The sequence below is a fragment of the Pseudonocardia sp. DxW genome, from assembly GCF_058448985.1.
This window is the reverse complement of the sequence record NZ_JBZFLK010000014.1, coordinates 134,146-144,978: the sequence shown is the minus strand read 5'-3', so window position 1 is coordinate 144,978 and position 10,833 is coordinate 134,146. Positions and strand designations below refer to the sequence as shown.

The following is a 10,833-nucleotide window of genomic DNA, read 5'->3' as shown; positions in this document are numbered from 1 at the left end:
GTCGCGCAGCCGGGCCGGGCGGCCCGTACCGTCCGGGTGATGCGGAGTGCACCGTTGCGTGGGGCGTGGATCGCCGCGCTGACCGTCCTGCCCCTGCTGGTGGCCTGCGGGGCCGGCCCGAACCCGGTGACGAACGCGGTCTCCGGGAACGAGGCGCCGGTCGCCGCGGCGGCCGCCGAGCTGGTGCCGGTCCCGCTGGACGTCCCGCCCGGGCTGGCGGACGCCCCGCTGGACCAGCCGCGGGAGGCGCTCGTCCCGCCGGGCTGGACGCTGTCGGTGTTCGCCAGGGTCCCGAACGCCCGGCTCGCCGTGTGGACGCCGGACCGGAACCTGCTCGTCTCGGTCCCGGACGACGGGCGGGTGCTCCTCCTGACCCCGGACGGCGCGCAGCGCAGCCTGCTCGACGGGCTCACCCAGCCGCACGGCCTGGCGTTCTCCCCGGACGGCTCGACGCTGCACGTCGCCGAGAGCAACCGGGTCGTGTCCTACGACTACGCCGCCGGTGCCGCGACCGGGCGGCGGGTCGTCGCCGACGGGCTGCCGGACGCCAACAGCCCGGACCTGCGCGGCGCCTACGGCCACGAGCTGAAGTCGGTCGCCGCCGGACCGGACGGCGCGCTCTACGTCTCGATCGGCTCCACCGGCAACATCTCGGTCGAGGATCTCGCCGCGACGCCACCGCGGGCCTCGATCCTGCGGATCCCGCCCGGCGGCGGTCCTGCCGAACCGTTCGCGGTCGGGGTCCGCAACGGCACCGGGCTGGCGGTCGCCCCGGACGGCGCCGTCTGGACCGCGGTGAACGGCCGCGACAACGTCCCCTATCCCTACGACCGGCCCTACGGCGACGCGTCCGGCTCGTCGTTCGGCGACGTGATCAACCAGTACGTGACCGCGCATCCCGCGGAACCCCTGGCCCGGCTCACCGCGGGCCGGAACCTGGGCTGGCCCTACTGCAATCCCGACCCGGACACCCAGCCCGGCGTGCAGGGCAGCCCGCAGGACCTCACCGACGTGCCGATGGTGCCCGACGCCGAGCTCAATCCCGGCGGGAGCGAGCTCGACTGCGCGACGCTCGCGCCGATGGAACAGGCGTTCCCGGCGCACTCCGCCCCGCTCGGCCTGGCGTTCACCGACGGGGAGCTGCCCGCCCCGTACACCGGTGGCGCGCTCGCCGGGGTGCACGGCTCGTGGAACGCCGATCCGCCGCGTGCCCCCGAGGTCTCCTACTTCCCCTACGCCGAGGGCCGGATGGGCCCGCAGCAGACGTTGGTCGGCGGGTTCCAGGACCCGTCCGGGGCGCGCTGGGGGCGGCCGGTCGCCGCGGTCCCCGGTCCGGACGGGGCCGTCTACATCACCGACGACGACGCCGGCGCCGTCTACCGCCTCGCCCCGCCCGCCTGAGCCCCGGTCGTCCGGCCGATGATCCACGATCGGGAACCGGAACGTCCGGCCGGCGACCGTTCCGGTTCCCGATCGTGGATCATTCGGCGGGTACCGTCGCCGGAATGCGGATCGTGGACTGGGCCGACGAGACCGAGGGCGGCCCGGCCGTCGTCCTGCTGGACCAGCGGGCGCTGCCGCAGCACACCGAGCACCTGCACCTGACCACCGTCGACGGGGTGATCGACGCCGTCCGGTCGCTCGCCGTGCGCGGGGCGCCCTCACTCGGGATCACCGGCGCCTTCGGCGTCGCGCTCGCCGCGCACCGGCACGGCACCGGCACCCCCGGCTCCCGGGCCGCGGTGCGCGCGGACGCGGAGCGGATCGCGACCGCCCGGCCCACCGCGGTGCCGCTGTCGATCGGGGTCCGGCGCGCACTCGCGGTCCTCGACGGCAGCGCCGGCAGCGCCGACAGCCCCCACGGCCCGGCCGCCGCCACTCCCGGCAGCCCCGCAGGCCCCGGCAACCCCGCCGCCCCCGAGAGCACCGCCGCCGACCGCGCACCCACCGGCAGCGCGCCCACCCCGGCCGCGGTGCTCGCCGTGGCCCGCGCCGTCGCCGCCGAGGCCGCCGCGGTCAACGCCGCGGCCACCCGGCGGGCCGCCGACCTCGTCCGCGCCCGCTGCCCGGACCGGCCGCTGCGCGCGCTGACCGTCTGCAACACCGGCCCGCTGGCCGCCGGCCCGGGCGGCACCGCGCTCGGCGCGATCCTCACCCTGCACGCCGACGGGGCACTGGCCGAGGTGCTCGCCTGCGAGACCCGCCCGCTGCTGCAGGGGGCGCGGCTGACCGTGTGGGAGCTGGAGCGGGCCGGGGTGCCGCACCGGCTGTGCGTCGACTCGGCGGGCCCCGCGGCGATCGCCACCGGACTGGTCGACGTGGTGTTCGCCGGGGCCGACCGGATCGCCGCGAACGGCGACGTCGCCAACAAGATCGGCACCTACATGCTGGCCTGCGCGGCGGCCCGCTCCGGGATCCCGTTCGTGGTGGTCGCCCCGGAGGAGACGATCGACCCGCACACGCCGACCGGCGGCGACATCGTCGTCGAGCAGCGCGGTGCCGACGAGGTCCGCGAGCACGGCGGCACGCTCATGACGCTGCCCGGGACGCCCGTCTACAACCCGGCGTTCGACGTCACCCCGCACGAGCTGGTGACCGCGATCGTCACCGAGCACCGGGCGTGGAGTCCCGCACCGTCCGCTTCTGCGCCGCGAAGCACTGTCCCGCCACGCTGATCTGCGCCTCCGTCAGCAGCCGCGGCTCACCGACGGCGCGGGCCCGCAGCCACACGTCGCACAGCCATTCGAGCTGCCGGGCGCCGTCGTAGGCGGCGCCGAGGTGCTCACCGAGCACCAGCGTCCCGTGGTTGCCGAGCACAACCGCGCTGCGGTCGCCGAGCGCGGCGACCGCGTTCGCGACCAGCTCGTCGCTGCCGAACGGGGCGTACCCGGCGACGCGCACCGAGCCGCCGAACATCGCGATCTGGTAGTGCACCGGCGGGACGTCGTCGCGCAGCAACGACAGCGCCACCGCCGCGGGCGAGTGCGTGTGCACCACCGCGGACGTGCCGGGGCGGGCCTGCGCGGCCAGGTGCAGGGCGAGCTCGCTGGTCGGGGCCCGGACCCCGTCGGCGACCGCACCGGCCGGGGTGACCAGCACGACGTCGTCGGCGGTCATCGTCTCGTAGTCCACACCGGACGGGGTGACCGCGATCAGCTCGCCGCAGCGCAGCGAGAGGTTCCCGGAGGTGCCGACGACCAGGCCGTCGCGCACCATCCGGCGGGACCAGGTGCAGAGCGTCTCGCGCGCGGCGTCCGGGTGCATGCGCAGCGACCCTACCCGTCGGTAGCGATGTCCGGCAGGATCGCCGCCATGGACGCCGATGTCATCGTGATCGGGGCCGGTCTCGCCGGGCTCGTCGCCGCAGCCGAGCTCGCCGACGCCGGACGCTCGGTGCTGGTGCTCGACCAGGAACCGGAGCAGAACCTGGGCGGGCAGGCGTTCTGGTCGCTCGGCGGGCTGTTCCTGGTCGACACCCCGGAGCAGCGGCGGACCGGGATCCGCGACTCGCCGGAGCTGGCGCTGTCGGACTGGCTGGGCTCGGCGGCCTTCGACCGGGGTGTCGACGACCCGGCGGGCGAGGACTTCTGGGCCCGCCAGTGGGCGACCGCGTACGTGCACTTCGCCGCCGGGGAGAAGCGGTCCTGGCTGCACGGGCAGGGGGTGCGCTGGCTGCCGGTGGTCGGCTGGGCCGAGCGCGGCGGGCACCTCGCCGACGGGCACGGCAACTCGGTGCCCCGCTTCCACCTCACCTGGGGCACCGGGCCGGGTGTGCTGGAGCCGTTCGTCCGCCGGGTCCGCGAGCACGCCGCGACCGGTGCGATCACGCTGCGCTTCCGGCACCGGGTGGACGGGCTCGCCGTCACCGGCGGCACCGTCGACGGCGTGCACGGCGCCGTGCTCGCCCCGGACACCGCCGAGCGCGGCGCACCGACCAACCGCGACGTCGTCGGCGACTTCACCTTCCGGGCCGGCGCGGTGCTGGTGACCTCCGGCGGGATCGGCGGCGACCACGACCTGGTCCGTGCGAACTGGCCGGACCGGCTCGGCACGCCGCCGCAGCACATGGTCACCGGTGTCCCCGCGTACGTCGACGGCCGGATGCTCGGCATCACCGGTGCGGCGGGCGGGCGGATCGTCAACCGGGACCGGATGTGGCACTACACCGAGGGCGTGCAGAACCACGCCCCGATCTGGCCGGGGCACGGCATCCGGATCATCCCGGGGCCGTCGTCGCTCTGGCTCGACGCCACCGGCCGGCGGCTGCCCGCGCCGAACTTCCCCGGCTTCGACACCCTCGGCACGCTCGCCGCGCTGCGCGCGACCGGGCACGAGCACTCCTGGTTCGTGCTCACCCAGAAGATCATCGAGAAGGAGTTCGCGCTCTCCGGGTCCGAGCAGAACCCGGACGTCACCGGCAAGGACGTCCGGGCCACCCTCGGCCGGGTCCGGCCCGGCGCGACCGCCCCGGTGGAGGCGTTCAAGGAACGCGGCGCGGACTTCGTCGTCGCCGACACCCTCGACGAGCTGGTCGCCGGGATGAACCGGCTGACCGGCGGCACCCCCGAGCTGGACGTCGAGGCGATCCGCCGCCAGGTCGTCGCCCGGGACCGGCAGCTCGGGAACGCCTTCGCGAAGGACCTGCAGGTGGTGGCGATCCACAACGCCCGGCGCACGCTCGGCGAGAAGCTGGCCCGCACCGCGCCGCCGCACGCGCTGCTCGATCCCGCGGCCGGTCCGCTGATCGCGGTCCGGCTGCACGTGCTGACCCGCAAGACCCTCGGCGGCCTGCAGACCGACCTGGCCGGCCGGGTGCTCGACGCCGGCGGCTCACCGGTGCCCGGCCTGTTCGCCGCCGGCGAGGTGGCCGGGTTCGGCGGCGGGGGCGTGCACGGCTACCGCGCGCTGGAGGGGACGTTCCTCGGCGGCTGCCTGTTCTCCGGCCGGCAGGCGGGGCGGGCGATCGCGCTGGCCACCTGATCCGTCCCGGCGTCCATCCGGCCCCGGCCGGGTGTCACGCGTCCGGGGCACACCGCGCGCCGGCACCGGCCCGGCCGGTCAGGATCCGTGCACCGCGGGCGACGCGGACGCCGGGGCGCCGCTCCCCCGCGATGCGGCACATCCACGACCGCGCCGGACGGCGCAGGAAGCAGGATCATCGTGAGGACACTCGTGCGCGCCGCAGCCGTCGCCGCGGCCGGTCTCGTCGTCGTCGCGGCGGCGACCGGCACGGCCGCCGCCCAGCCCGCCCCGCCGCCGGAGCCGACCCCGGCCGACCAGGCCGCGCAGCTCGCCTGTGTGCAGGAGCACCTCGATCTCACGACGCTGCCGCAGCAGGCGTTGCAGGACCCGGTGGTGTTCTCCGCGCTGGTGGCCGACGCGGCGCAGAAGTGCGAGGACGTCCGGGCCCCCGCGGTCCCGGCGGCGCCGGCGGTACCCGCGGCACCGGCCGTGCCGGCCGTCCCCGCGGGCTGACCTACAGCAGGTCGCTGCGGCTGAGCACGCCGACCAGGACGTCGTCGGAGTCGACCACCGGCACCACCCGGAAGCCGCGCTCGGACAGCAGCTGCTCGGCGTCGGTGAGCGGATCGTCCGGGTGCACGCCCTCGACGTCGCGGGTCATCACGTTGTCGACGGTCCGGGCCCTGGTGCGGCGGCCGCCGTCCAGCGAGCCGTGCATCAGGTCGGCCTCGGAGAGGATCCCGAGCAGCCGGTCCCGGTCGTCGACCACCGGGACCGCGGTGAACCGGTAGGACAGCAGCACCTCGGCCGCCTCGTCGAGCGCCAGCGTCGGCGGGATCGCGACCAGCCCGCCGTCGGTCATCACGTCGGCGACCCGCAGCGAGGCGAGCGGCCGCCCGCCGACCCGGCCCGCTCCGCGCGGCATCATCGCCTCGGGGAGCGGGCCGATCAGGCCGGCGCCGCCGAACCGGCGGGCGGTCCGGCGGAGCAGGCCGCCGGCCAGCCGGTGCCGCAGCAGGTCGCTGCGGGTGATCACGCCGACCAGCACCCCGCGGTCGACGACCGGGACCAGCCGCAGCTCGCCGTAGACCCGCATCCGGTGCGCGATGATCGAGACGTTGGTGGTCGGCAGCATCGTGACGACCTGCTCGGTCATCGCGTCGCCGACGGTCGCCTCCGGATCGCCGCGGTGCCGCAGCACGTCGACCAGGCTGATGATCCCGACCAGCGAGAACCGCCGGTCCACCACCGGCAGCGCGGAGTAGCGGGACTCGGCCATCCGCTCCTGGGCCCGGGCGAGCGGCGCGTCCGCCCACACGGTGACGACGCGTTCGGTCATGACATCCCGCGCTCGCAGCACCATGCCCCGACGGTAGCCGCGCGACCGTACCGGTGTGGAACGGCCGGGGATCAGGACTCCGACAGCGGCGCGTCCGGCAACGGCCCGAGCAGGGCGAACCCGTCCAGGTAGGGCCCGATGTCGCCGCGCTCGGTCCAGGACCGGAGCTGGTCCGCCGAGCGCCGGGTCACCAGCGCCCTGGCCAGCTCGAAGTCGGTGGTCCGGACGACCACCGCGGCGCCGGCCTCGTCCCCGGACGACACCCACCGCCAGCCGTCGCCGATCAGTGCGACCGGCGCCAGCCCGGCGACCCGGCCGGCGAAGCGGCCCGCGAACCGGTCCCGCAGCGCGTGCAGGCCCGGGGTGTGCTGGGCGCCCGGTGCGCCGAGCGCGCCGCGCAGGTCCTGCTCGTGGATCAGCACGTCGGCGAGCGGGCGGGTGGTGTGCGTGGCCATCCAGTCGCGCACCGGGCCGGTCAGCGACTCCCACTCGGCGACCAGGGTGGCGATGTCGTCGGCACGCCGCCGCTCGACCTGGCGCCCGGTCCACCCGGCGTCGTGGTCGTCCGGCTCGTCGCCGGCGACGACGTCCGCGCCGAGGCCGACCATGTGCGAGAACAGGTCGCGCACCGTCCAGTCCGGACAGGCGGGCACCCGGCGTCCCGACCGCTCCGCCGGGAGGTCCCGGACCAGGTCGATCACCCGGCGCTGGGCCCTGACCCACTCCTCGATCTCGTCGATTCCGCTCACGGGCACCGATCCCACCACGCCCGGGCGCGGCCCGCAGTCGGGCGTCACACCTGCACCGACGGGCGTTTCACCTGGACCGGCGGCGGGCACGCCGGGATCATCGACGACGACAGCGTCAGCAGCACCATCCGCACCGGCCGGTCCCGGCCGGTGCGGATCGGGGAAGGACCAGCGTGAGCAGCCCACCGCCGTACCCGGGCCAGCCGGGGGACCCGCAGGACCCGGACCAGCAGGGCCGCCAGGCCCCGTATCCCGGGCAGCCCGGCCACGAGCAGCCCTACGGCGGCCAGCAGCCCGGGTACGGCCAGCAGCCGGGCTACGGCCAGCAGCCGGGCTACGGCCAGCAGCCGGGCTACGGCGAGCAGCCCTACGGCGGCTACCCGCAGCGGCCCGACCAGTTCCCGGGCGGCCAGCCCGGCTACGGCGGACCGGGCGGCCCGGGCGGAGCGCCGCCGCGCAACGGCGTCGGGATCGCCGCGCTGGTACTCGGCATCCTCGGGATCCTGACGTTCTGGCTGCTGATCGGCGGCCTGTTCGGCCTGGTCGCGATCGCGCTCGGGATCATCGGCATCGTCCGGGTCCGCAAGCGGATCGCGACCAACCAGGGCGTGGCGATCACCGGTCTGGTGCTGGGCGTGCTGTCCGTGCTGGCGGCGGTGGCGGCCGCGGTCTTCGCGATCGGGCTGTTCACCACGATCGGCGGGGCCGATCTCTACGAGTGCGTCGAGCAGGCGGGCGGCGACCAGGCGGCGATCCAGCAGTGCCAGCAGGACTGGCAGGACCGGCTGGAGGAGCAGGTCGGCACGCCGGACGCGAACTGAGCGCGGGGGCCCGGTGCCGGTCCGGCCGCGCGGACCGGCGGGAGATGATGTCGGCGTGACCGACGACGAGCACTCCCGCATCGAACGCGCGCTGGTGATCGCCGCGCATCCCGACGACATCGACTTCTCCTGCGCGGGCACGGTCGCGGTCTGGACCGACGCCGGGGTGGCGGTGACCTACTGCCTGGTCACCGACGGCGACGCCGGCGGCTTCGACCCGGCCGTGCCGCGCTCGGAGATCGGCGGCATCCGGCAGGCCGAGCAGCGGGCCGCGGCGGCCGTCGCCGGGGTCGAGGACCTGATCTTCCTGGGCCACCCGGACGGACGGCTGACGGTCACCCTGGAGCTGCGCCGCGATCTCGCCAGGGTGATCCGGCAGGTGCGCCCGGACCGGGTCGTCGTGCCGTCGCCGGTGCGCGACCTGGACAGCATGTACGGCAGCCATCCCGACCACACCGCCACCGGCGAGGCGGCGCTGTGCGCGGTCTACCCGGACGCGCGCAACCCGTGGGCGCATCCCGAGCTCGCCGAGGCCGGGTTCGCCGCGCACACCGTCGCCGAGGTCTGGGTGACCGGCGGCGCGCCGGGTGCCCCGGACACCGCCCGGCACGTCGACATCACCGGCACGTTCGACCGGAAGATCGCCGCGCTGCGGGCGCACCGCAGCCAGACCGCGCACATGACGGACCTGGACGGGCTGATCCGGGACTGGGCGCGGTCCCGGGCGAAGCTGGCCGGGCTGCCGGACGGGCGGCTCGCGGAGTCGTTCCGGGCGCTCGACACCCGCTGACCGGGTGCCGGCGCACGGCCGGACGGGCCGGCCGCGGCCCGGTCAGGACGGCCGTTCACCGGCGAGCGCGACCGCGTCGGCCACGCGCAGCGCCCGCGGTTCGCGCACCCGCACCTCCAGCTGCCCGGCGAACGGCGCACCGCAGCGGTCCAGCAGCCGGGCCACCGACGGCCGGACGTGGTCGAGCCGCAGCCGGAGGGTGACCGGCAGCGCGTCGGCGGCGTGGAGACGCTGACCGCGGCGGCGACGTCGCAGAACCGGAGCGACGCGAGATCGGCGACCACGGTGTCGGTGTCGCCGTGCGCGACCCGCTCCAGGAACCGCTCGACGGCCCGGCGGACCTGCGGCCGGTTGCCGTGGTCGACCTGGCCGGCGAGCCGGATGTGCGCCGGGCCGGTCCGGGTGATCCGGAGCAGGCTGTCGTCGTAGAGCGGGGAGCTCTGCTCCTCGTCCCGGTGCAGGGTGCGCATCACGTCGATGACGTCGTCCGGGTAGCGGAGGTGGTCGTAGACGCACAGGGCGTGCACCGGGCGCCCGCGGACGGCCCGGGCGAGGGTCCGCTCGTACTCCTCGAGCAGGTGCCCGCCGGGGCGGGTCAGGCCGTGGTTCATCTGCCCGGTGAACCGCAGCCCGGCCCAGCCGTCGTCCAGTGCGGAGCGGACGGTGTGCTCGAGCAGCTCGTCGAGCGGGGCGAGCACCGCGTCGGCGGTGTCGTCGTCGAAGTAGGCGACCCGCTCCCCCGCGGCCAGGCCGCCGGCCAGGAAGGCGGCGACCGACTCGCAGAGCTGCTCGTCGCCGACCGGGACGGTGAGCACGTGGGTCGACGGATCGGGACCGGTCACCCGGTCGCCCCACACGTGCCGGTGCCGGTGGGCTCACTGGCTGCACGCGGACCCCCCGTTCGGGTGGGCGTCACCCCACCTGTCGTGACGTATCGGACACGGTATGTGTCCGGACGGCGGCAGGCGAGCCGGGCCCGGCGACCCTTTGCCCCCAGTCGCGCCGAGGAGTAGAGTTAGCCGGACCGAACTCGGGTGTTCGGGACGCGCTCATCGCGCGTCGATCTGGAGGTGGTCACCATGTTCCGAGCCGCCCCGGCACTGCGCCCGGTCGCACTCCGGCCGCTCGTCCTGGCCGGCCTGCTCATGGTGCTGCTCTCCGCCGCGACGATCGTCTCGGTGTCCGTCGCGCCGACCGCGGTGACCCTCCTGCTGGCCGCGGCCGCGCTGTCGGTCCGCCCGCTGGTCGTCCTGCACCACCGCCGCTCGATCGCCGCCGAGCGGTCCACCGCCGCCCGGAGCTGATCCCGGACGGTCCGGGCAGCCCGCGCGGCCCGGCTCAGCGGTCCTCCGCGCAGACCAGCCCGAACAGCGCCCCGGACGACCCGTTGGCGCAGCCCGCCTCCGCGGGCACCGGCTGCTGCCCGGACGCGGGATCGGCCGGGCTCATCGTCAGCAGCAGCGCGGCGCCCGCCACGAGCACGAACAGCAGCAGCGCGGCCAGCCCGAGGGCGCCCCCACCTCCGTCGGTGTCCCTGTCGCTGTCGCTGTCCCTGTCGCTGTCGCTGTCGCCGTCACTGTCCCCGTCGTCACGCTTCGCCGTGCAGCCGTGGAGCAGCTACGAGCTGACCACCCAGATCCGGCGCAGCCTGTCCCGGTTCTGGCCGCGGGCGGCCAGCAAGCTCTACGAGGAGCCGCGCAAGCTGGTCGAGCTCGGCCTGGCGACCGCCGAGACCCGGCTGCACGGCCGCAGGCGGCGCACCGTCTACACGATCACGCCGGAGGGCAGGCGGGTGCTGGCCCGCTGGCTGGCCGAGCCGGCCGCGCCGCCGGTGCTGGAGTCCGAGCAGCTGCTCAAGGTGTTCCTGGCCGATCACGGATCGCGCGCCGACCTGCTCGCCACCATCGCCTCGACCCGGGCCTGGGCCCGGGAGATGGCCGAGTTCGACGGCGGGATCGCCGAGGGCTACCTCGGCGACGAGCCGCCGTTCCCGCAGCGTGCGGCACTGAACACGCTGGTCGGGCGGTACCTGTCGGACATCTCCGAGGCCACCGAGCGGTGGGCCGACTGGGCGACGTCGGTGGTGGAGTCGTGGCCGGAGGACATGGCCGTCGCCGGGCCGGACCGGGAGGCGCTGCGGGTGGTCGCCGAGCGCGCCCGCCGCTGATCCCC

The 10,833-nt window shown here is 75.9% G+C and carries 13 protein-coding genes and 1 pseudogene; 8 read left to right on the top strand and 6 right to left on the bottom strand.

Features of this window, described 5'->3' with window-relative positions:
- Positions 1–39 precede the first annotated feature (39 nt).
- Both ACVJO7_RS22025 and ACVJO7_RS22020 read left to right on the top strand, forming a co-directional pair.
- Positions 40–1,401, top strand: a complete 1,362-nt coding sequence (locus tag ACVJO7_RS22025) for a PQQ-dependent sugar dehydrogenase (RefSeq protein WP_491674442.1) — start codon at positions 40–42, stop codon at positions 1,399–1,401.
- A gap of 104 nt (positions 1,402–1,505) precedes the next feature.
- Positions 1,506–2,675 (top strand): S-methyl-5-thioribose-1-phosphate isomerase, encoded by a 1,170-nt coding sequence (locus ACVJO7_RS22020; protein WP_491674441.1) that lies wholly within the window; start codon positions 1,506–1,508, stop codon positions 2,673–2,675.
- Here the strand turns inward: ACVJO7_RS22020 and ACVJO7_RS22015 are convergent.
- Complete coding sequence (locus ACVJO7_RS22015) at positions 2,605–3,264, bottom strand: class II aldolase/adducin family protein (protein WP_491674440.1); 660 nt, start codon at positions 3,262–3,264, stop codon at positions 2,605–2,607. The two genes, ACVJO7_RS22020 and ACVJO7_RS22015, sit on opposite strands and share 71 nt — an antisense overlap.
- 48 nt (positions 3,265–3,312) lie before the next feature.
- Here ACVJO7_RS22015 and ACVJO7_RS22010 point away from each other — a divergent pair, with 48 nt between their 5' ends.
- Together ACVJO7_RS22010 and ACVJO7_RS22005 are read left to right on the top strand one after the other, a co-directional pair.
- Entirely contained in the window at positions 3,313–4,980 is a 1,668-nt protein-coding gene (locus tag ACVJO7_RS22010; RefSeq protein WP_491674439.1) for an FAD-binding dehydrogenase, read from the top strand.
- Between the two features lie 180 nt (positions 4,981–5,160).
- Positions 5,161–5,475, top strand: a complete 315-nt coding sequence (locus ACVJO7_RS22005) for a hypothetical protein (RefSeq protein ID WP_344017671.1) — start codon at positions 5,161–5,163, stop codon at positions 5,473–5,475.
- A 1-nt stretch (position 5,476) separates the two neighbouring features.
- Here ACVJO7_RS22005 and ACVJO7_RS22000 read toward each other — a convergent pair whose 3' ends face one another.
- Together ACVJO7_RS22000 and ACVJO7_RS21995 are read right to left on the bottom strand one after the other, a co-directional pair.
- A complete protein-coding gene (locus ACVJO7_RS22000) occupies positions 5,477–6,325 on the bottom strand; it encodes a CBS domain-containing protein (protein ID WP_344017672.1) in 849 nt (282 codons plus the stop codon).
- 47 nt (positions 6,326–6,372) lie between these two features.
- Positions 6,373–7,050, bottom strand: coding sequence for a maleylpyruvate isomerase N-terminal domain-containing protein (locus ACVJO7_RS21995; protein ID WP_491674438.1), 678 nt, complete (start codon positions 7,048–7,050; stop codon positions 6,373–6,375).
- Positions 7,051–7,223: 173 nt separating this feature from the next.
- Here ACVJO7_RS21995 and ACVJO7_RS21990 point away from each other — a divergent pair, with 173 nt between their 5' ends.
- Both ACVJO7_RS21990 and ACVJO7_RS21985 read left to right on the top strand, forming a co-directional pair.
- Positions 7,224–7,871, top strand: a complete 648-nt coding sequence (locus ACVJO7_RS21990) for a DUF4190 domain-containing protein (protein ID WP_491674437.1) — start codon at positions 7,224–7,226, stop codon at positions 7,869–7,871.
- Positions 7,872–7,926: 55 nt separating this feature from the next.
- The gene (locus ACVJO7_RS21985; protein WP_344017676.1) at positions 7,927–8,661 is read left to right on the top strand and encodes a PIG-L deacetylase family protein; all 735 of its coding nucleotides are present in this window, start codon (positions 7,927–7,929) and stop codon (positions 8,659–8,661) included.
- A 42-nt stretch (positions 8,662–8,703) separates the two neighbouring features.
- On the opposite strand, the gene ACVJO7_RS21980 is transcribed toward ACVJO7_RS21985, so the two are convergent.
- Both ACVJO7_RS21980 and ACVJO7_RS21975 read right to left on the bottom strand, forming a co-directional pair.
- Positions 8,704–8,826: a hypothetical protein gene (locus ACVJO7_RS21980; RefSeq protein ID WP_491674488.1), complete on the bottom strand. Its 123-nt coding sequence runs from the start codon at positions 8,824–8,826 to the stop codon at positions 8,704–8,706.
- A gap of 350 nt (positions 8,827–9,176) precedes the next feature.
- A pseudogene (locus tag ACVJO7_RS21975) lies at positions 9,177–9,359 on the bottom strand (hypothetical protein); the annotation flags it as partial.
- A 381-nt stretch (positions 9,360–9,740) separates the two neighbouring features.
- On the opposite strand from ACVJO7_RS21975, the gene ACVJO7_RS21970 reads away from it, so the two are divergent.
- Positions 9,741–9,965: a hypothetical protein gene (locus ACVJO7_RS21970; RefSeq protein ID WP_491674436.1), complete on the top strand. Its 225-nt coding sequence runs from the start codon at positions 9,741–9,743 to the stop codon at positions 9,963–9,965.
- A 34-nt stretch (positions 9,966–9,999) separates the two neighbouring features.
- Here the strand turns inward: ACVJO7_RS21970 and ACVJO7_RS21965 are convergent, their stop codons facing one another.
- Positions 10,000–10,143 carry a hypothetical protein gene (locus tag ACVJO7_RS21965; protein WP_491674435.1) on the bottom strand — a complete coding sequence of 48 codons (144 nt, stop codon included), beginning with the start codon at positions 10,141–10,143 and terminating at the stop codon, positions 10,000–10,002.
- A gap of 46 nt (positions 10,144–10,189) precedes the next feature.
- Here ACVJO7_RS21965 and ACVJO7_RS21960 point away from each other — a divergent pair, with 46 nt between their 5' ends.
- Positions 10,190–10,828, top strand: coding sequence for a PadR family transcriptional regulator (locus ACVJO7_RS21960; RefSeq protein ID WP_491674434.1), 639 nt, complete (start codon positions 10,190–10,192; stop codon positions 10,826–10,828).
- Positions 10,829–10,833 lie beyond the last annotated feature (5 nt).

Bases quoted from the DNA above. Each gene is read 5' to 3' on its own strand.
- ACVJO7_RS22010 (WP_491674439.1), top strand. From the start codon at position 3,313: ATGGACGCCGATGTCATCGTGATCGGGGCCGGTCTCGCCGGGCTCGTC.
- ACVJO7_RS22015 (WP_491674440.1), bottom strand. From the start codon at position 3,264: ATGCACCCGGACGCCGCGCGCGAGACGCTCTGCACCTGGTCCCGCCGG.
- ACVJO7_RS22020 (WP_491674441.1), top strand. From the start codon at position 1,506: ATGCGGATCGTGGACTGGGCCGACGAGACCGAGGGCGGCCCGGCCGTC.
- ACVJO7_RS22025 (WP_491674442.1), top strand. From the start codon at position 40: ATGCGGAGTGCACCGTTGCGTGGGGCGTGGATCGCCGCGCTGACCGTC.
- ACVJO7_RS22000 (WP_344017672.1), bottom strand. From the start codon at position 6,325: ATGGTGCTGCGAGCGCGGGATGTCATGACCGAACGCGTCGTCACCGTG.
- ACVJO7_RS21970 (WP_491674436.1), top strand. From the start codon at position 9,741: ATGTTCCGAGCCGCCCCGGCACTGCGCCCGGTCGCACTCCGGCCGCTC.